This is a genomic window from Paraburkholderia sp., from assembly GCF_026225065.1.
In the GTDB taxonomy this organism is placed as follows: Bacteria; Pseudomonadota; Gammaproteobacteria; order Burkholderiales; family Burkholderiaceae; genus Paraburkholderia.
Genome location: NZ_JAMFSB010000286.1, coordinates 1 through 19,223, shown reverse-complemented (window position 1 = coordinate 19,223; position 19,223 = coordinate 1). Strand labels below are relative to the sequence as shown.

Annotated in this window: 17 protein-coding genes; 5 read left to right on the top strand and 12 right to left on the bottom strand. The window is 62.4% G+C overall.

The window, feature by feature from the left end; all coding sequences use genetic code 11:
- The 4 genes from M0954_RS20375 to M0954_RS20360 form a co-directional block, all read right to left on the bottom strand.
- Window positions 1-961 (bottom strand): AMP-binding protein (locus tag M0954_RS20375; RefSeq protein ID WP_297355163.1); only part of this gene is annotated, 961 nt, incomplete at its 3' end.
- 34 nt (window positions 962-995) lie between these two features.
- Entirely contained in the window at window positions 996-1,784 is a 789-nt protein-coding gene (locus M0954_RS20370; RefSeq protein ID WP_297355161.1) for an enoyl-CoA hydratase/isomerase family protein, read from the bottom strand.
- Window positions 1,785-2,223: 439 nt separating this feature from the next.
- Window positions 2,224-3,420 (bottom strand): diguanylate cyclase, encoded by a 1,197-nt coding sequence (locus M0954_RS20365; RefSeq protein WP_123386195.1) that lies wholly within the window; start codon window positions 3,418-3,420, stop codon window positions 2,224-2,226.
- Between the two features lie 317 nt (window positions 3,421-3,737).
- Window positions 3,738-4,283, bottom strand: coding sequence for a heme-binding protein (locus tag M0954_RS20360; RefSeq protein WP_297355159.1), 546 nt, complete (start codon window positions 4,281-4,283; stop codon window positions 3,738-3,740).
- Between the two features lie 174 nt (window positions 4,284-4,457).
- Here M0954_RS20360 and acnA point away from each other — a divergent pair, with 174 nt between their 5' ends.
- Both acnA and M0954_RS20350 read left to right on the top strand, forming a co-directional pair.
- Window positions 4,458-7,082 (top strand): aconitate hydratase AcnA, encoded by a 2,625-nt coding sequence (gene acnA / locus M0954_RS20355; protein ID WP_297355158.1) that lies wholly within the window; start codon window positions 4,458-4,460, stop codon window positions 7,080-7,082.
- 42 nt (window positions 7,083-7,124) lie between these two features.
- On the top strand, window positions 7,125-8,021 hold the full coding sequence (locus M0954_RS20350) for a GntR family transcriptional regulator (protein ID WP_297355156.1): 897 nt from the start codon (window positions 7,125-7,127) through the stop codon (window positions 8,019-8,021).
- Between the two features lie 76 nt (window positions 8,022-8,097).
- On the opposite strand, the gene M0954_RS20345 is transcribed toward M0954_RS20350, so the two are convergent.
- The 5 genes from M0954_RS20345 to M0954_RS20325 all read right to left on the bottom strand — a co-directional run bounded on the left by M0954_RS20345 (window position 8,098) and on the right by M0954_RS20325 (window position 13,414).
- Window positions 8,098-8,982, bottom strand: a complete 885-nt coding sequence (locus tag M0954_RS20345; protein ID WP_123386192.1) for a LysR substrate-binding domain-containing protein — start codon at window positions 8,980-8,982, stop codon at window positions 8,098-8,100.
- 113 nt (window positions 8,983-9,095) lie between these two features.
- Complete coding sequence (locus M0954_RS20340) at window positions 9,096-9,821, bottom strand: hypothetical protein (protein WP_297355154.1); 726 nt, start codon at window positions 9,819-9,821, stop codon at window positions 9,096-9,098.
- 75 nt (window positions 9,822-9,896) lie between these two features.
- Complete coding sequence (locus tag M0954_RS20335) at window positions 9,897-10,817, bottom strand: alpha/beta fold hydrolase (protein ID WP_297355152.1); 921 nt, start codon at window positions 10,815-10,817, stop codon at window positions 9,897-9,899.
- A gap of 57 nt (window positions 10,818-10,874) precedes the next feature.
- On the bottom strand, window positions 10,875-12,188 hold the full coding sequence (locus M0954_RS20330; RefSeq protein ID WP_166660916.1) for an MFS transporter: 1,314 nt from the start codon (window positions 12,186-12,188) through the stop codon (window positions 10,875-10,877).
- 155 nt (window positions 12,189-12,343) lie between these two features.
- Complete coding sequence (locus M0954_RS20325; protein ID WP_297355150.1) at window positions 12,344-13,414, bottom strand: Ldh family oxidoreductase; 1,071 nt, start codon at window positions 13,412-13,414, stop codon at window positions 12,344-12,346.
- A 220-nt stretch (window positions 13,415-13,634) separates the two neighbouring features.
- On the opposite strand from M0954_RS20325, the gene M0954_RS20320 reads away from it, so the two are divergent.
- The 3 genes from M0954_RS20320 (at window position 13,635) to M0954_RS20310 (ending at window position 16,548) form a co-directional block, all read left to right on the top strand.
- On the top strand, window positions 13,635-15,422 hold the full coding sequence (locus M0954_RS20320; RefSeq protein WP_297355148.1) for a PQQ-dependent sugar dehydrogenase: 1,788 nt from the start codon (window positions 13,635-13,637) through the stop codon (window positions 15,420-15,422).
- 187 nt (window positions 15,423-15,609) lie between these two features.
- The gene (locus M0954_RS20315) at window positions 15,610-15,927 is read left to right on the top strand and encodes a DUF4148 domain-containing protein (protein WP_123386187.1); all 318 of its coding nucleotides are present in this window, start codon (window positions 15,610-15,612) and stop codon (window positions 15,925-15,927) included.
- 111 nt (window positions 15,928-16,038) lie between these two features.
- Complete coding sequence (locus M0954_RS20310; RefSeq protein ID WP_133894424.1) at window positions 16,039-16,548, top strand: cytochrome P460 family protein; 510 nt, start codon at window positions 16,039-16,041, stop codon at window positions 16,546-16,548.
- A gap of 77 nt (window positions 16,549-16,625) precedes the next feature.
- On the opposite strand, the gene M0954_RS20305 is transcribed toward M0954_RS20310, so the two are convergent.
- The 3 genes from M0954_RS20305 to M0954_RS20295 all read right to left on the bottom strand — a co-directional run.
- The gene (locus M0954_RS20305; protein ID WP_297355146.1) at window positions 16,626-17,744 is read right to left on the bottom strand and encodes an FUSC family protein; all 1,119 of its coding nucleotides are present in this window, start codon (window positions 17,742-17,744) and stop codon (window positions 16,626-16,628) included.
- Between the two features lie 165 nt (window positions 17,745-17,909).
- Entirely contained in the window at window positions 17,910-18,965 is a 1,056-nt protein-coding gene (locus tag M0954_RS20300; RefSeq protein ID WP_297355144.1) for an aldo/keto reductase, read from the bottom strand.
- The coding region (locus M0954_RS20295) for a TIGR04076 family protein (RefSeq protein ID WP_297355142.1) at window positions 18,962-19,223 on the bottom strand (262 nt) is incomplete at its 5' end. The genes M0954_RS20300 and M0954_RS20295, both read right to left, overlap by 4 nt.

Sequence of the window (19,223 nt, the reverse complement as noted above, 5' to 3'; positions counted from 1 at the left end):
CGATAGGGCAAGGCGAACCGGCCATGATGCCGGTGCGCAGGCTGCTCATATCGAACTCCGCAAAGCGCGGGTGATTGAGTGCAGCGATGAACATGGTAGGCACCCCGTACAGCGCTGTGCATTTTTCTGCCTGTACGGTCGCGAGGACAGCTTCGGCGTCGAAGCGCTCCGCGGGGTAGACGATCGTCGAACCATGGGTCAGGCAAGCCAGATTGCCCATCACCATGCCGAAGCAGTGGTACATCGGGACCGGAACGCATACGCGATCCTCGTGAGTGAGCTTCATGCACTCGCCTACGAAGAAACCGTTGTTCAGGATGTTGCGATGACTCAACGTGGCGGCTTTGGGGAGCCCCGTCGTCCCGCTGGTGAACTGGATGTTGACGGCATCGTCCGGGCGCACGTTGCGGCGTACGTCACGTAGCGGCGCACCGTCGGCGGCGGGGCGGAGTAGGTCGGAGAAGCGTTGTGCGCCGGCTTCGTCGGGGCAGTCGGTGTCGTCTATCCACCATATTGTCTCGAGGGTCGGCAGTCGCGCTTTTCCCAGCTCCCGCAACATGTTCAGATACTCGCTCGACCGGTAGCGGACCATCGTCACGATGGCCTTGCATCCCACCAGGTTGAGTGCATGCTCCAGCTCCGAAGTCCGATAGGCCGGGTTGATGTTGACGAGTATCAGTCCGGCCTTTGCGGTGGCTAACTGCAACAGCAGCCACGCGATGTTCGTGTGAGACCAGATTCCGATCCGGTCGCCGGGCACGAGCCCTGAATCGAGAAGTGCGGCCGCAAGCCGGTTCGACTTTTCGCGAAGCTCGCCGTAGGTGAGTCGGACTCCTTCATGCCGGCTGACTACCGCAATATGGTTGCCCAAATTGGTGGCGATCTCGTCGAATACGTCGCCAATTGTCTTGTCGATCAGTTCAGGGAAACGTGTTCCGCGCTCATTTGAAAGCGTGTTCATCGGTATCTTCCGTGCAATGGGCTTGCCTGACGGCTCATTTGCCGAGAAACACGACCGGAGCCGGTTCCTCGCCACGAGCGACGGCTTCCGCACGTGCGGTGCGCCCTTTTCTGGCGTCTTCCGTTGTGTGCAACCCCATGGTGAGGTCGAGGGTCAGCACGTCGGCACCTGGCACGGCGCCGCCCGACCATGCCTTGAGGAGGGCGCGAATGGCGCCGTACGAGCGCGTGGGGCCGTTGGCAAGCCTGGTAGCGAGATCCCCGGCAACACGCTCGACCTGATCTTCGTCAACCACGAAAGCGGCAACACCGAGTTGACCGGCGGTCGTGCCGGACATGGGTTCGCTCAGCATCGCGTAGCGCGCTGCATACGCGCGGCCCGCTCTTTCCGCCAGGCGCTGTACGCCGCCCGCGACAGGGGCCGAGCCCACCGACGCTTCAATGCAACGGAACGTGGCGTTCCCCGCAGCGACGATGAAGTCGCAAGCGAGAGCCAGTTCGAATGCACCACCGAATGCTGCGCCGCGCACGGCGGCAATCGTCGGGATCTGGAGGCCTTCGATGGATCGATACGTATGGTGAATCTGCGCTATGAAGGTCCGCCAATCATCGAAACCTTTGTCGATGAAATCGAGGACGTCGCCACCCTTGCTGAAATCCGGGCCCTCTGCACGGATCAGGAGCGCGCGGATATCGGCCTTGCTGGCTTCGCGCACGGAGGTTTCGAGGGAATCTGCGAAATCAGCCGCGATGAGATTCGAGGGAGGATTGGCCAATACGATATGGCCTACGTTCTGACGACGTTCAAAGTAGATGCTTCTCATTGAAAGGAATCCTTAATAAATGATGGCGATCGTGAAAGCCTTGATGTCTCCTGCCAGGCCAGATGTGTACGTTCAACAATAGTGAACGCATGCATCATTGTTGTATATTAGGTCGGTGGTGAAGGCGTGTCAACCCATTTGCCGAGGATGGTTTACGTGGGGGTGGGGTGCCGCTGAGGCGCGCAGAAACCGTCAGTCGTGCCGCGATATTTGCTTGAGCGCTGCAAACTGGACGAAATGGAGAGCGGGAGAAGAGGTGGGCAGGAAAGACGTTGAGAGCTTTCGTCAGACCTCGACTGAGCACCTGGCCAGGGTACCGGTCGAAAGAGCGCTTATCGTTTTTCTGATTTCGAAACGACGCTCGCGCGACGGTTTGCGGTTTGGCCTGATTCGGCGGTCCGCGACATAGTCTGTGCACAACATGAATGACGCGCGACGTTCAATTTGTCGGGCCTTCGACAACGAACGCATCGACCGCAATACCCGCGGCCTCGGCGGCGCGGTGTTCAAGCCCCAGCCCACTTTTCTTTCTGCGCTTGGCGTCGTACATCGCGTTATCCGCCAGACGGAGTACCGCGTCGATATCGGTGTCCTCTGTCGTTACAGTCGCCATGCCAACGCTAGCCCCTATGGTAATCGCGAGGCCCGACGCGAGTTCGAACGGCTGCTCGATTGCGCGTGCAACAGCCGCCGCCATCTTTTGCGGCGCCTGGTCGTCTGCGATCCTGTCGACGATGACAAATTCGTCGCCGCCCATACGCGCAACCAGCGCATGCGGGCTTCCGAGTGCGCGCAAGCGCGTCGCGACCTGAATCAGCAACATGTCGCCAGCCTCATGGCCGTAGGCATCGTTGACCGGCTTGAAGCCATCGAGGTCGAGATAAAGGAGCGTCATGCCGGCCGTGACGGGCGGTGTGCCCCGCGGCCCCGTAGCCTTGAACAGACCTTCGCGGTTGAGCAGTCCGGTGAGTGCATCGTGACGCGCACGGTGACTGTTCTCGCGTTCGGCTTTCATCGTTGAGATGAGCATGCCGTTCAGCCGCTGCGCGGCAACGCTCATCGCAAACATGTAGAAGGGAATCTGCAGCAGCGTAAGAAGAAGGACAGGTTCGCGAGCGAGTAACGCGCCGATGCAGCACGGTCCCAGCGAACAGAAAATCATCACGGCAACGAGCCGCGGCGCGGCGAAATTACGGAAACAGATGCCGCCGACCATAGCGGCCGCGGAAAGGAATGACAGCGTCGCGGCAACCCAGTCGCCGCTGATCGCGCTGACAAACGCGCCATAGCCGACCGTGGCGCCCCACAGCGGGGCCAACAGGATGTAGAGGTCGGTGGGCGTTTCCCTGCCTTGCGCTGCCCGCCGCCGCGAAAAGTAAAGCACACCCAGGCGAGTTGCGCAGACCAGTATTTCCGCCGCGAGCCACAGTTGAAACGGCAACGTAGGATGTCGATAGGCGAGGGCCCATGCAACGGCGATCGTGTTAGAAACGCCGCCGAAGAAAATTGGGAGTGTTCCGAACAGCGTGCCAACCAGTGCGACGCGTATCTCGTGTGGTGTTTCCTGACCGGGCGCTACCAGCCATCTTGCCAGTCGACCCCGCGGCAATGAATAGATTTGTTGAGTGTTGTTCATTGGCAGCACCTTTATGCGGGCCAATGCCCGCCCCCGTTTGCGGATGACGATCTCAAGGGGCTAAAGGTGCCGGCAACCAGATGGCATGGTTAGAGACGTTGTTTCCCCCAACATGCTGGTTTGTCTTTATCCGGGCGCCTGGTCATGTCGTGACCGTATGGGCCTTGGGTAGTGTCGTTCCGAACGGGAGTCTATCAGAGCGTCCCAGTCCGCCGATGAAGCCGCGACGCTCCTGATCAGGCATCGGCGGCGCGACGCGGTGACGGGAGACGTTGCGCATGTGCCGTCGGGTTTGTCGTCCATGATGACTGCCTCGCTTACTTCGTCGCCTCCGCTCCGGCCTTGCAGATATCTCCATCCTGATCGCCGCTTCCGCCGCTGCATCCGATCGCGCCGACAATCTTGCCGTCCATCACGAGTGGGTAGCCGCCCGGGGATGCCACCAGCGAAGGATCGAGCGTTGCCGAATAGGTGTGTCCGGTTTCGAAGCCGTTGTAGAACGAGCGCGTATCTCGACGAAAACGCGCGGCGGTTCCGGCCTTGCGCACCGCGATACCCGGTGCAGCGTTCTGTGTATCGTCCATCTTCGCGAAGGCGACGAGGTCGCCATTGGGATCGGTCACCGCTATGGCTTCACGCCAGCCGTGCTTCGCGGCTTCGGCTTCGGCGGCTTCGATCGCCTGATTGGCGGCTTGCAGGCTGATCGGCATTCCGTATGGAATATCGAATGGGGTACGGGCGGGCAGGCCACCGGCGGACGGCTGCGATGCGGGTGTCTGTGCGTTCGCGGCAGCGCCGGTCAATGCTGCGCACAGCGAAAGCAGCGCGAACAACGCGGGGCGGGTGATTTTTTTGCTGGTCATGATGGATATTGTCGACACATTTGGCGGTGTATGGCGGATAGCCGCCGCGATTCAAGAGATTATTGATTAACTGTGTACACTTTGATAGGCCTAAGAGCCTATTGGGTCGATCTGATGAGCAGGAGAGTTCCTGGTTTATTGCATTTATGCGCGTAAAAGTGCAAAAATGCAGTCATGGAAACCGTCTACGCCCCCACCGAAGCCAGGTTGCTCACCTCGCAGTCCTCCTTTCGTTTCGTCGATCTACACGGACTGTTCGGCGATGCCCTCTGGCGCCTGCCAGTCGTGCTGCGCGTACTCCTCGAAAACGTGGTGCGAAACGCTGTCGACGAGGAGCGCCGCGCGGCGGTCGAAGGCATTTTTGCGTGGCTCGCGCACGGCACGAGCGAAGTGGAAATTGCCTTTCAGCCGAACCGGGTGCTGATGCACGACACCACCAGCACGCCGGCGCTCGTCGACATTGCCGCCATGCGCGACGCCGTGGCGGAAGCCGGAGCGGACCCAACAGCATTGAACCCGGTCCTGCCGGTCGATTCATCGGTCGACCATTCGCTTGCGGTCGAATTTTTCGCCGTGCCCGATGCGGCCGGACAGAACCTGAAGCTCGAACTTCGCCGCAACCGGGAGCGCTACGGGTTCCTCCGTTGGGCCTCGAGAGCGCTGCGCGGCGTAACGATCCACCCGCCTGGCACGGGCATCATGCACACCATCAACCTGGAACAACTGGCGACAGTGGTCACGGTGCAGGAGCGCGATGGCGAGCAATGGGCGGTTCCCGACACGCTCATCGGAACCGACAGCCATACGCCGATGATCAACGGCATTGGCGTACTTGGGTGGGGAGTGGGGGGACTCGAGGCGCAGACCGTGATGTTCGGCATGCCGGTCATGCAGCGCATTCCAGATGTGATTGGCGTACGTCTCACGGGCGCGCTAAAGCCGGGCATATTTGCGACAGATCTCGCGCTGACCGTGACCCAGCGGCTGCGGCAGATCGGTGTGTCGGGCGAGTTCGTCGAGTTTTTCGGCGTAGGCGTTGTGACGCTCAGCGCGGGCGAACGGTCGGTCGTCGCCAACATGGCGCCGGAGTATGGCGCGTCGACAGGATTTTTCCCGGTTGACGCGGCGACGCTCGATTACCTGCGCGCCACAAATCGTTCGCCGGCAGCGATCGAACTTGTCGAAGCGTTCACGAAACGTGTGGGTCTATGGCTCGACCCGTCGGCCGAACCGAAGTACACGCGCACCATCGAAATCGATCTTGGTTCGATCGGCATGCACATTGCCGGCCCGCGCCGTCCGCAAGACCTGCTCGACTATTCGCAAACCTCCGCCGTCCTCGCGAAGCTGGGTTTCGAGCCGGCCACGGCGAATCCGGCACTGCCGAAGCACCCGGTCGCGATTGCCGCCATCACGAGTTGTACCAATACGTCCGACCCGGCGCTGCTGATCGCGGCAGGCCTCGTTGCGCGAAAGGCGCGCGGGTTCGGCCTGAAGGTGCCGCCTTGGGTCAAGACTTCATTGGGGCCCGGCTCGCCCGCTGCGGCTTCGTATCTGCAGCGGGCTGGTGTGCTGGACGACCTTTCCGCACTGGGCTTCGATATCGTCGGCTATGGCTGTACTACCTGTATCGGCAACTCCGGTCCGCTGACCGAGGCGATCCGCGATGGCATGGCGAGCAAGGCCATCTACCCCGTCGCGATGCTGTCGGGCAACCGCAATTTTCCGGGCCGGATTCACGCCGAACTTGACCTCGCGTTCATCATGTCGCCGCTGCTGGTCATCGGCTTCGCGCTGGCCGGTGACGCCGAGCGGGATCTGAGCCGTGAACCGCTGCACGTCACGGCGCAGGGCACGCCGATCTTTCTCGCGGATCTATGGCCAACGCGCGAGGAAATCGCGGCGCACGTAGCCGCCGCGTCCGAACCCACGGACTATCCCGAGGCGTTTTCGACGGCGAGCGCCAATCCGCAGTGGCATGCGTTGCAATCGCCGGCCTCGGCCAGCTATCCATGGGACCCGAAATCGACGGCGCTGCGCCGGCCGCCGTTCGCCTCGACCAGCGAAGGCAGCCAGCTCGGCCGCTACCAGGCTTACCCGCTGCTCGTGCTCGGCGACGATGTGACGACGGACCACATCTCTCCGGCGAGTGCCATCCCGCCGGAGAGCTTCGTGGCGGACTATCTGGTCGAGCGTGGCGACGACCGCAACGACCTGAACGTCTTCGCGTCCCGGCGCGGCAACTGGGAAGTCATGGTGCGCGCGGCGTTCTTCAACCGGACGCTTGTCAACCTGCTGAAGCCGGATGCCCCAGTCGCCCACACGCTGCACGTGCCGACGCAAGAGGTCGTGCCGATCTTCGAGGCCGCTCAACGGTATCGCGACGCTGGCGAGTCAGTAGTCCTGATTGCTGGAGAGCGATACGGAACAGGGTCTTCGCGTGACTGGGCCGCCAAAGGTCAAAGGCTGCTGGGAATCCGCGCGGTGCTGGCGGTAAGATTCGAGCGGATCCATCGCTCGAATCTCATCGGCATGGGCATTCTGCCGCTGCGCCTGCCGGCCGGTGCGAATCCGGTGACGCTGCAGATACAGCCCGGCGATACAATCGAGGTCGACGCCGTCGCCGAACTGCTGGCGCCGCGAGGTCCCGTAATGGTCCGCATCGTTCGCGCCGACGGCAGCAGCGAGGCGATCATTGCGACCGCCGCCGTCGAGACAAAGCTGGAAATAGAGTTGTTGCGTTCCGGTGGCGTGATTCCCTTAATCCTGAAGAAGGTCATTTCGTCGCAAAGCGCCTGATACATACGCGGTATGTTGGCGGCGACGGAAATCAGAACGCTCATGAACACCGACAGGTCCATTGCAAGTCAGATAGTCGAGCTGATCCAGACGGAAGGCATCGAAGCAGGCAGCCATTTGCCCGCGCAGATGCTCGCCGACCGGCTGCGTGTCTCGCGTTCCCCGGTGAACGAAGCTTTGTCGCTGCTGCATGAGAAGGGGTTGCTCAGACGCGAGCGCAACCGCGGGTTTTTCGTCGCACAGGCGGTTATTGAATCGCTGGCGGAGGTTGTTGGCCAACTGGGATTGTCCGAGTCCGATGTGGTCACGAGCACATACTTCCGTATCGCCGACGACCGCCTCAAGGGTTTGCTGCCCGATGACTTTACGGAGCTGTTGATCAAGAACCGTTACGAGCTGACCAACGCACAGCTCAACGCGGTGTTGGGCCGGATCGCGCGGGAAGGGTGGGCCGAACGCAAGCCCGGATACGGCTGGCAATTTTCGAATATGTTGACCACGCCGGACAGCCTGCTGCAATCGTATCGCCTGCGTATCGCACTGGAGCCGGCCGCGTTACTCGAACCGGGCTACCGGCTGGAGCCGAAAATCATCGAACGCTGCCGCGCAGCGGAACATCATCTGTTGGCTGGCGGCATCGAAACCGACACTGCCGACCAGCTTCATGATCGTGGCGTGCGCTTCCACGAGTCGCTTGTGGAAGCCTCAGGCAACTCGTTTTTCATCGATACGATCAGGCGTGTCAATCGCGTGCGTCGTCTTCTCTCGTACCGCTCGACGCAGAACCGCACCAGATATGTCGAGCATTGCAAGCAGCACCTTCACATCCTGGCGTTGCTGGAGCGGGAGCGAAACGAAGAGGCGTCGGAGGCGTTACGCGAGCATCTTCGTCATACGCTCGAGGCGTTGTCCAGTATCAGCAGCATTCTTGAGCCGTAACCGAGGACGCTCGGCATTCACATCTGAGGTTGTGGTGCAGGCCTGTGTCGAAGAGGGTTCGTCGTTGCTGCCTGGCTCACTCTTCGCGCACGTGCTCGATCCATCTGACGAACGACTGAACCGCCGGATTCAAGGCCGTTTCCGGCCGGCACACCAGATAAAAACCCCGCTCACGACGTAGCACCACCGGCGAGAGCAGATGCAGCCGGCCCTCGGCCAGATCGCCCGCCAGATAGCGCCGCTGCACCATGCCCACACCAAGGCCATCGAGCGCGCTTTGATAGATCAGCGACATGTCGTCGAACGGTATCCGGTTCGAGGGAATGAAGTCGGCGAGGCCAGCTTCCTCCAGCCAGTCCGGCCAGTCGTCGAGATGCAGCGTATGCACCAGCAAGGCCGACGATGCGAGCGCTTTCCCGAGCGGCTGTGCGGTAAAACGCTCGCGCATGGCCGCATTGCCCACGGCGACCAGTTCGTCGCTGAATAGCAGTGTCGCCTGCAGACCTGGCCAGTGGCCTTTCCCGTAGCGCACCCCGAGGTCGACATCGTCCCGCTCAAAATCGACGGCGTCGAATGCCGTGGTGAGCCGCAATTCGACCTCCGGATGCTGTTGCTGAAAAGCCGGGATGCGGGGAATCAGCCAGCGTACCAGCAGGGTGGTATAGGCGCGCAGCGTGACCTGGGTACGCGCGGAGGCTTCCGAGAGCAGGTCGGTGGCCTCGCTCATCATTTCGAAGGCACGCCCCAGCGTGCGTGCATAACTTTTGCCGTGCGCGGTGAGCGACAGCAGGCCGCCCTCCCGATCGAACAGCCGGACGTTCAGCGAATCTTCGAGATTGCGGATATGCCGGCCCACGGCCGTTGGCGTGACATGCAACTCCTCTGCCGCGCGGGTCAGCGTGCCTTGACGGGCAACGGCCTCGAATGCCCGCAGGGCGTTGAGCGGGGGCAGGCGGTGCATCGTGGCGGCTCCTCTGTCTCTTGATGTGGAACGCCGCTACTGTACCGCAGCACTTGCGCGCGGTGGGTATGCCTGTGTACCGCTGGCCGTCTGTACGCGCGTGTCCGTAGCGCTTAGCGCTCGCGCAGCAAACGGCCGTAACCTTCGACGGCTTCGCCGACTCCGCTCACCCGCAGCGCATGCCACATCATCGCCGAGGCCGCGGAAATCACCGGCTTACCGAGGTCTCGTTCGAGCACTTCGAGCGCGCCGAGCGTCGGCATGCCAACACCGCTCAGAAACACCGCTTCGGCTTCGGGCCGATCGACCTGGCGTGCGATCGTATATGCGCGCTCGTCGCTTTCTTCGTAGATGTTGCGCACGTTGTCGAGGCGGCCGTAGCCGACGACGTCGATACCATGTTCACGCAGATGGGCCACGCCTTTTAGCGTGGTTGCCTCGTTATACGGCGTGGCGTACGCGATGCGCTTGACGCCGAGCCTGTCGAACGCCGCCATCACCGAACCGAATGCGGTGATGAAGCGCAGCTTCCATTGGTGCTCGACGCGTGCGACAAGCGCCGCTTCTGCTTCGCGCCCGAGCGTGTAGCTCGTCGCCGTGTGCGCCATGACGACCACATTCGGCGACACCATCGCGAGCAGTTCGAGACAGGTGTCGATGCTTTCGATCTGGCTGCGGTTGCGGTCGTCCTGGCCTTCGTGGGTGCCAGCCGCGCCGTGCGCCGTCATGCGGGTGAAATGCACAGAGACGCCCGGTGGCGCCAGCTCGAACATTTCCGGCTCGACGGTCGGGTTACCGGGCGGCACCAGGAAGCCGATGCGTGCTCTCCATCCTTTCATACGTCAACCTCTGGAGTGATGTTGCCCGGCAACGGCGCCAGGCAGTTTGACAATTGGCGAGGCGGCAGCGCCCGCTTACTGACGTTCTTCAGCCACGAGCGTGCCGTCGATTCGCTCCACGAAAGCGAGGGCCTCGCGCGCACAATCGTCGGGGTGCGTCGCGGCGATGTGATACGAGTCAGCCGGCACCTCCACCCACGACGAACCCGCGACGCTTTCGCGCAGACGCTGCAGATCCGCAGCGGCGGGGCGCTGGTCGTAGCTCGACTTGTCCACGGCGACGGGCGCGCCGGCCACGATGAAGAGCGTCGGGCACGGCACCCGCTCGGGGTGGCTTGGGCCATCGATGCCCGGCAGCAGCCTGAAGCATGCCGCCACACTCGCGGCGGGCGCCGTGCCCATCGCGTGTGCCCACCACTGCATCGCTACGGACGACAGGCAGGTGCCCATGCGTCCCGGCATCGTCTGGTTCGCCCAGCGCTCGACGCCATTGCCTTCGCCCTCGACCATCGCGAGCCAGTCGTCAAGCCAGGGGCCGAGAGACTTGTTCGGCGAAGGTAGCATGCCGGCGAGCGTCATCGACGCGATCCACGGCCGGTGCCGCTGCGCGAGTTCGAATGCGATGAGCGCGCCGAGCTTGGTCGCGACGAGATGCACGCGCGTACGCCCGAGCGCGGCGATCATCTGTTCGATATCGTCGGCCCAGTCGGCGATAGTGAAGCCCTCCGGCAGCGGGCTGGAGCGGCCGAAGCCGCGCAGATCCGGGCGCAGCACGCGATACCGGCGGGCCAGCTGCGGGACCCACGCGCGCCAGGTCTCGGCGCGCTCGGCAATGCCGTGCAGCAACAGCACCGTGTCGGGCGTGCGCCAGCCGTCGGTGTAGTCGTCTTCGATGCAAAAGAGTTCGCCAGATGCGCCGCCGTCGCGCGCACCGCTTACGGCGACGCGGTGAGCATTGGCGGCATGTTCTTCGTGGAATTGGGTGGTATCGGTCATCTTCATCTTCATGTCTATCGTCAGGAATTGCCCGGATTCGGTCGGAGAGATGCGGGGTCAGCGTGCCTCTTGCAGCTGGGCGCCCGGCGGCGCAGGACGGTTGCGCTTGAGCGTCAGCGTGACGAACATGCCGAGCAGCGCGAGCACGACCATGGGCAGCAGGCCCATACGGAAGTTGCCGGTCAGGTCGCGGATCCAGCCGATCAGCGTCGGGCAGATAAAGCCCGCAACGTTGCCGATCGCGCAGACCTGACCGATGCCGGCCGCGGCCGAACGCTCCGACAGCGATTCGGCGCACAGCGCGAACATGGGCGCCTTTACCGCGTAGCAGCCGGCGAGCGCGACGGTGAGCGCAATCACCGTAGGCGCAAGCGTAGTCAGGAACATGCAGGCGATGAGCCCGGCCGCCGAGACGGCGAGCGGCAGCGCCGTATGCCAGAAGCGCTCGCCGCTGCGGTCGGAGTGGCGTGCCCACAGAATCATCGCGGCGGTTGCGAGACCGAAGGGAATCGCGTTGATGAGGCCGGTCTGGAAGTTGGTCAAGCCAAATGCCTTGATGATCTGCGGTTGCCAGTAGCTGAGCGCATAGTTGCAACCAACCGAACCCGCATAGACGACGGCGAGGCCGAGCACGCGTGGATGGCGCAGCACCTGCCAGATCGACTCCGATTCCACTGCGGCAACGCCATGGCGTTCCGCGGCGAGCCGCTCGCCTAGCCATGCCCGTTCGTCGTCGGCGAGCCAGCGCGCCTTGGCCGGGTTGTCGGGCAGCACGAACAGGCACAGCACCCCCATGATTACCGCAGGGACCGCCTCGATGACGAAGAGCCATTGCCAGCCACGCAGGCCGAGGCGGCCGTCGAGACCAAGCAGCGCCCCCGAGATCGGAGAGCCGATGAAATTGGCGAGCGGCATCGCCATCAGGAACAGGCTCAGTACGCGTGCGCGGTTCTCGCGCGGGAACCACGTGCCGAGATACAGGATGACGCCGGGGAAGAACCCGGCTTCTGCCAGCCCGAGCAGGAAGCGCATCAGCAGGAACGATTTGACGCCGACCACAAAGGCCGTCGCGCCCGAGACCAGCCCCCAGCTGATCATGATCCGGCAGATCCAGCGGCGCGCGCCGATCTTCGCCATCAGCACGTTGGCAGGGACTTCGAACAGGCACAGCGAGACGAAGAATGCACCGACGCCCCAGCCGAATACCGTCGCGGAAAAACCAAACTGCTGGTTCATCTGCAACGCGGCGAAGCCGACGTTGACGCGGTCGATGAACGAGACGAAAAACGCCAGCACGAGGAACGGTACGATACGGCCCGAGATCCTGGCAATCGTGCGCGTCTCGATCGACGTGTGAATGAGGTGCCGCATGAAGCGTGTCTCCTGTTGGCGCCGCCGCGTCTTGATTGCGCGGTATGGCTTGATAGTTGCCACTAGGATAGGAAATTCGTGCGCGCATCGCCATCGACATTTTGTCGGGCGAAGGCGCAGTTTTTGTCGATCGCGCGCGATGCCTGTGTCAGACCTCAGCCACGCGCGATCAGCGGTACGCCGGCCTCGCCCGCCACCTTGTCGAGGCCCGCGATGGTATCGGCAGGCAGCACGATGCCTTCCTTGCTCTGCTGTTCGTGAGCGCGTGCTTCTTTCTCGCCGGGGTAGAACACCTCATCGGCGCCTTCGGCAAGCGGCACCGATTTCAGCATTTCAATGTAGCGCTCCATACGCGCGTTGAATTCATCGAGCGGCTGGAACGCAGCCACGTTGAGGGCGATCATCAGATGTCCAGCGCGGCTGCGGTTGACCGGATCGTAGGGGCCGTGCACTTCGTCCAGGAAGCCGCTGCCAGACAGCACACCCGACAGCACGTCGACGATGGTGCCGATCGCATAGCCCTTATGGCCGGCCATCGGCAGGATGAAGCCCTTGAGCGCTTCTTCCGGATCCGTGGTCGGACGGCCCTTCGAGTCGATAGCCCAGCCGAGCGGGATCTCTTCGTGACGGGTTTGCGCGAGGAAGATCTTGCCGCGCGCGACGCCCGAGTTGGCGACGTCCATGATCAGCGGCGCGTGACGGCCAGCCGGCACGGCCACCGACCACGGGTTGGTGCCGATCATCTTCTTCAGGCCGCCCCAGGGCGCCATGTTCGGGCCACCGTTGGTCGTGGCGAGCATGATGCAACCCTGCTCGGCGGCCATGCGCGTGAAGTACATGCAGGTGCCGAAGTGGTTCGAGTTGCGCACCGACACCGCGCCGATACCGTGCGCTTTGGCGCGCCTGATCGCGTCGAGCGCGGCGTGTTTTGCAACCACCGGTCCGATGCTGTCGCCGCCATCCATCACGGCAATCGCGCCGGCGTCGACCGGGAAGCCCAGATTGGTCTGCGAGCGCATAGCGCCCGAGCGCAGGCGTGCGTAGTACCAGCCGAGGCGCAGCACGCCATGCGACTGGTGACCCCAGAGGTCGGCCTGGACCATCGCGTCTGCGGCGACGCAGGCGTCTTCGGCGCTCGCACCGGTGGTCTCGTAGACGGCGCAGACGAAGTCCCGCAATGTATCGGGATCGACGCGCTGGAACTCGTGGGTGTCGGTTAGGCTCACTTGGCAAATCTCCTTTGGTCAAACTTCGGTGCAGGGTTGGTCTCTTGCCTTGCCGATCGGCTGTTCGATACCTCACGGCATAATATCGCCGCGCAGAATGACAAGTGACTGGCGGGCCGATGACATCCCCGCCAGAAAAGGCATTCATTGCTTCAGTAGGGTCTACATCGCCCCGATTCCACCGTAGAGTATTGGTAACTCAATCCGCGGAAGGTGGGTCATGTTATCTATGCCGCATCGCAGGTCGAACACAGCAGGGCACGGGACGTCGTCCATGCAGTCATTCCACCGGGCGCTTTTCGTGAGCATGGTTTTTGCCGGTCTTGGCGTTGCTGCAGACGCCGCAGCACAGGACTCGCCCGCGGGTAATGCCGCGCAGGGAAAAGTCTTCTTTCAGCAAAATTGCGCCATGTGCCACGCCGACACCCTGGGGCCTGGTAACTTACCCATCATGGGACAAGGCCCCAGTCTGGTAGGTGTTTTTGGCCGGCGCGCGGGCTCTGTCCCAAACTTCAGCTTTACCAATGCCTTGAGTGGGTCACGTCTCACATGGGATTCAGCAACCCTGGAGCACTTCCTGCTGAATCCCGCGGCGGCGGTCCCTGGCACCACCATGCCTGTTTCCGTCGCCGACTCCAACGATCGCAGCAACGTGATCGCCTACCTTTCCACCTTGAAGCAGCCGGCCCAGGTTTCGTCAACCGCGAACGCCGCGTCTGTTGCTTCGCCTGAAACCGACCCCGGCGACTGGCGTCACGCCGCTCCAGGTGTCGAGCATCACTTCACGGTGGCGGATTTGCCGGCACCGTACAAGACGACTTCGTCCGGCAACAGCCCGCAAGTGGTGACGCAGCCCGCCAATGCCGCGTTGTCCGTTCCGGCGGGGTTCAAGGTCCGGTTGTTCGCGACAGGCCTGTCCGATCCCCGCATCGTGCGCGTCGCACCCAATGGGGATATTTTTGTGGCGGAGACCGCCGAGAATCGCATCAGGGTATTGCGCGCCGCAGACGGAGCCCAGGCGCCGTCCGACAATCAAGTCTTTGCAGATGGCCTGGACCGGCCCTTCGGCATCGCCTTTTATCCACCGGGAAATCATCCGCAATGGATCTACGTGGCGAACAACAACTCGGTTGTCCGTTTCCCGTATCGCAGCGGCGACCTCAAGGTGAGCGGTGCGGCGCAGGTCGTCGTGCCACGTCTGACGGAAAGCCACGGCGGTCATAGCACGCGCGACGTGGCCTTTTCTCTGGATGGCAAGCGCATGTTCATCACGGTCGGATCCGGGTCGAACGTTGCCGAGAGCATGAGCAGGAAGAGTCCCGAAGCGATAGCGCGTTGGGACGCCCAACACGGGGAGGGCGCAGGGTGGGATGCTGAAACCAATCGCGCTGACATTCTTGTCACCGACCCCGAAGGCCATGAACCGCTCCACACGTTCGCGACCGGCATCCGCAATGGTGCTGGAATCGCGGTGGATCCGGATACGGGCGAGTTGTGGACTGCGACGAACGAGCGCGATGGCCTGGGCGACGATCTCGTGCCGGACTACGTCACCCGGGTGAAGGCCGGCGGATTCTACGGTTGGCCGTGGTACTACATGGGTGGTCACGAAGATCCTCGCCACGCTGGCGAGCGCCTCGATCTTGCCGGCAAGACGATCACCCCCGACGTCTTGCTGCAGCCGCACTCGGCTCCGTTGGAGATGTGCTTCTATACGGCGACAGCTGGGGTTGCAGCGTTCCCCGCCGAGTATCGTGGAGATGTCTTTGTGGCTTCCCACGGCTCATGGAACCGGAGTTCGCGCACCGGCTATAAGGTGATGCGGGTGCGTCTCGAGCACGGCGTTCCGACCGGTACATACGAGGACTTCCTCACCGGATTCGTGGTGAACAACCGCAGCGTGTGGGGCAGACCTGTTGGCGTGGCGGTTGCCCACGACGGCGCGCTGCTCGTGACAGAAGATGGCAATGGCACCGTGTGGCGCGTCTCGTATGCGGGCGCGCCGTAATGCTGGCCTGATTTGTATCGCAATGTATCTGCGCCCACGATAAATACAAAACCTTGCACTGGCGCTTCTCGCGGACACAAGCCAGATACGTCCGCGGGCTCTAATACTTCCACGCCAGACGCTCTGGCTTCGCAAAGCAGATGCCCCAGGGCGTCTGCGCGAACAACCCAATCTCGAGGTGCAAATCATGAAAGTCATCCAATCGCTTCTGGTCGCCGCTGTTGTCGCTCTGCCCGCGTTGTCGTTCGCACAATCGTCGAATCAACCGCTCACCCGTGCCGAAGTGCGCGCGCAACTCGTCGAACTGCAAAAGGTCGGCTACAACCCGGCCACGGATCAAACTCAATACCCGCAGAACATTGAAGCAGCCCAGGCACGCCTGAATGCACAAAACGGCGTTGCGGCATCGTCATATGGTTCGTCGGCCACCGGCACGTCGGCTTCGGGTTCGCACGCGGTCACTGCGGATGTGATCGGTCTCGGTTCGCTCTATACGAAGCCGTGAGTGAGCCTGGACGGCGGCATCGGACGTGAACTGCCTCAAGCACCGAAGGCACTTGCCGATGCCGTCATCGATGTGGCCCGTTTCTAACCAGGCCAACGAGAGCCAAGAAAAATGCGAAGAATCCCGACTGCACGTCTCGCCCTGAGTGCGGTGTTGATACTAGGTGCGGCGGCGCATGATGCCTGGGCGGACCCCGCGAAATCTGCGCCATCGCCGATCTATGGCGTCACGATTCCCGACGGCTACCGGAAGTGGCAAGCGATTGCCCCGGCCGAAGAAGCGGCACCGCTCGACGAATTGCGTCTGGTACTCGGTAACGCCGCCGCTATCAAGGCCATCGAAAGTTCGACGCTGCCTTATCCCGACGGAACCATCCTGGTGAAGCTCGCGTACAAGCGAAAGCAGTCGCCTGACATTGGATCGGCAACGGTGCCCGGGACGCCCACGACGGTGCAGGTGATGGTCAAGGATTCACGCCGATATGCGTCGACGGGCGGATGGGGCTTTGGCCGGTTTATCAACGGGCAACCGGTCGACGCGGCGCAACACCAAACGTGCTTTGCCTGTCACGCGGCTCACGTGAAGGACCGCGATTACGTCTTCACGCGTTTTGCGCCGTAACGCTGCGATGACAATGCCTGCGGCGCGTGAGCGCGACTAACACGCGTTTTCGAGCGGAGACGCGGTCCGAGTGCTGTCTACCGGTTGGGGTTCGAAGATCGAAGTGGAAAGATGAATATGGCGGCGGCGAGGCCGAGTGCTCCGCCGAGGAGCGTTTCCCAGGCGCGAGCGGCGAGCAGGGGGATCGAGTGCACCCCACTTGCCGCGAGCGTGACGATCAACGTGAAAGCGAACGCGCCGCAGGCGACGTCGTAGCGTTCGGGCAATGCCATCGCATAGATGATCATCGCGACGGCGGCCGCGGCCCAGATCAGCAGCGGCGCGTGCTCTGCGATCGGCAGACAGGCGAGGCCTATTGGAACGCCAATCAGTGTGCCGATGATCCGCCGGCGCACCCGCTGTATCGTGCCGCTTGCCGAACCTGCGACGACGTACGTACACGCGGTGATTGCCCAGGCGGACTCTTCGAGACTAATCAGGCCGTTCAGCAGGCAGATAATCAACGCACCGATGGCCGCCTGCAATCCCATGAAGAATTCCGGCGAGCATCTCCCGGGCGACGGTTGCGGGCCGGCTGCGAGTACCGCCGGCGTGACCGGCCGCTCAGCAGGGCCGCTGAGCATACGCGGCACGACCGACGCGAGCGCGGCGATCAGCGCCGCAACCGCAACAGCCCACAGATCGGCAACCGTCAGATGGGTGCCGTACGCGAGCAATTCGCCAATGTAGATTTGCGAACCGATGCCCGCACCCAGGACACCGAAACGTTTCAGATATCCGACCAGAAACGCGCCAGTCACGAGAACCAGTTCCGGCCCCGCTCGACCCGCGAGTTGCAACGGTCTGGATAACACCACGAACAGAACTGCGCCCAGCGCGGCGGCAAAACTCAACAGGATGAGGTCACGGCTCGATTCGGCTCGCGTCGCTTTGCCCTCGGATACGCTCGCCCACAGAGCGAAGCTCCCGGCAAGGTAACCCAGCGAGACGCTGCTTGGCACACTGTGGGAAATATCCTGCAACGTCCCGAGCGCAGCCGCGATGCCGTACGCCGTGACGAGCCGCAACCCTTTGATCCGGCGGTGCGTGCCGGGATCGATCCGGTCCAGCCAGCCGCCGACCGCCGCTACCGGACGCAGCGTGGGCCGCCGGGGTTGTGCGCCTTGATCAGGGGAGCGTTGCGGGTTGTCATTCATGGCGTTATCCGTCGTCTCTTCCGGGGAACATCAGTCCGCTGATCGGTTTGAGGCTCGGCGCAAAGGCTGCGGGACGCGGGATATGACTAGGATAATCCAGGCAACTCAGGTCAACCGATAAATATAAAGACTAACAACGCGTATTGACGATCGGTCTGTCCACTGTCACGAAGCGTTATTCAACTCATACTTCATGATGTTGCCGTGCCGCCCATGAATGTCCCGTTCCACGCTATAGACGTCTCCCTCAATCGTCGAACTCTGTGCCAGCACCTGCTCGATTGCTGAACGATCCTCGGCATCCAGCGTGATCGCCATGACCTTTAGATGCTCCGGCAGATGATCGCCGCGGCGCACGCCCACAATGGCGCCCGCCACTTGCTCCTGATCGAGCACCCAGCGCGTCGCGATGGTTGCAATCGACACGTCGTGTTTAACCGCTATACGGTCCAGCGTTTGCAACAACGTCTGGAAAATATCCCAGCCGCCGAAATCGTCAAGGATCAGCTTGTATTTGATGAGCGAGCGGTTCGCGATATCCGGCCCTGGTTCCGCGGTACCGAGCCACCGTCCGGAAAGAAAGCCTCCGGCCACCGTGCCGTAGCAGAACAGGTGAATGCCGTGCTCGCGAGCGTAAGCGCCCAGTTGGCGCGCCGGACGCCGGTCCAGCAGGGAGTACTGCACCTGCATGCTCGTCAGCTCGATGCCGGACTCCACCAGTTCCCGGGTGCGTTGGGTATCGAAGTTCGTCCCGCTCAGCCGGTCGATCTTGCCGGCTTGCTGCAACTCACGCAGCCAGTGCGCGACTTCGAGGTAACGCGTGACGGAATAGTCCCACCAGTGAAACTGGACCAGATCGAGCCGTTCGACACGCAAGCGCGCTAGAGACCGGTCGATAGTTTGCTCGACGAGCTTGCGGTCGATCGTCTGTAGCGAAGACAGATCGGGTACGAACTTCGTGTGGATTTTCAACTGATGGAGGCTGTCGGCGCCGCGCCGTCGCCGGTAGTCGTCGCGGAACTCGCCAATCATTTCTTCGACGCCGGTGTAGATGTCTGCGCAGTCGAATGCAGTAATGCCTGCGTCGTAATAGGCGCCCATGTCGGCAATCGCGGCGGCTCGATCCACGCTGCCATGGTCACCGGCGAGTTGCCAACCCCCTTTGAGAATACGTGAGATCGAGTAGCCTGGCGCCAGCTCGATGCGCTGCATCTGTGTCATTCATAGTCCTTATCAATCAGTTTGACCGCGGTCGTATCCACGTGCCGGAAAGTGCGCTTGCCGAGCCGCGAGATGCGAAAGCGCGACGGGCAATTGGGATCGGGACAGGCCACTTCGGCGTCGGTCGACATCCAGTCATGCGGATCCGTGGCGCGTTGCTTGGCCGGCAGCAGTGGCAGCAGCGCCGCAAGCGAATAAATGGAAAATGCTTGCCCGGGCGGCAGGTGCAGCATTTCTCCATGCAGTTCGAAATAGTCG

Coding starts and splice junctions, on each gene's coding strand:
- M0954_RS20370 (WP_297355161.1), bottom strand. CDS start 1,784: ATGAGAAGCATCTACTTTGAACGTCGTCAGAACGTAGGCCATATCGTA.
- M0954_RS20365 (WP_123386195.1), bottom strand. CDS start 3,420: ATGAACAACACTCAACAAATCTATTCATTGCCGCGGGGTCGACTGGCA.
- M0954_RS20360 (WP_297355159.1), bottom strand. CDS start 4,283: ATGACCAGCAAAAAAATCACCCGCCCCGCGTTGTTCGCGCTGCTTTCG.
- acnA (WP_297355158.1), top strand. CDS start 4,458: ATGGAAACCGTCTACGCCCCCACCGAAGCCAGGTTGCTCACCTCGCAG.
- M0954_RS20350 (WP_297355156.1), top strand. CDS start 7,125: ATGAACACCGACAGGTCCATTGCAAGTCAGATAGTCGAGCTGATCCAG.
- M0954_RS20345 (WP_123386192.1), bottom strand. CDS start 8,982: ATGCACCGCCTGCCCCCGCTCAACGCCCTGCGGGCATTCGAGGCCGTT.
- M0954_RS20340 (WP_297355154.1), bottom strand. CDS start 9,821: ATGAAAGGATGGAGAGCACGCATCGGCTTCCTGGTGCCGCCCGGTAAC.
- M0954_RS20335 (WP_297355152.1), bottom strand. CDS start 10,817: ATGACCGATACCACCCAATTCCACGAAGAACATGCCGCCAATGCTCAC.
- M0954_RS20330 (WP_166660916.1), bottom strand. CDS start 12,188: ATGCGGCACCTCATTCACACGTCGATCGAGACGCGCACGATTGCCAGG.
- M0954_RS20320 (WP_297355148.1), top strand. CDS start 13,635: ATGTTATCTATGCCGCATCGCAGGTCGAACACAGCAGGGCACGGGACG.
- M0954_RS20315 (WP_123386187.1), top strand. CDS start 15,610: ATGAAAGTCATCCAATCGCTTCTGGTCGCCGCTGTTGTCGCTCTGCCC.
- M0954_RS20310 (WP_133894424.1), top strand. CDS start 16,039: ATGCGAAGAATCCCGACTGCACGTCTCGCCCTGAGTGCGGTGTTGATA.
- M0954_RS20305 (WP_297355146.1), bottom strand. CDS start 17,744: ATGAATGACAACCCGCAACGCTCCCCTGATCAAGGCGCACAACCCCGG.
- M0954_RS20300 (WP_297355144.1), bottom strand. CDS start 18,965: ATGACACAGATGCAGCGCATCGAGCTGGCGCCAGGCTACTCGATCTCA.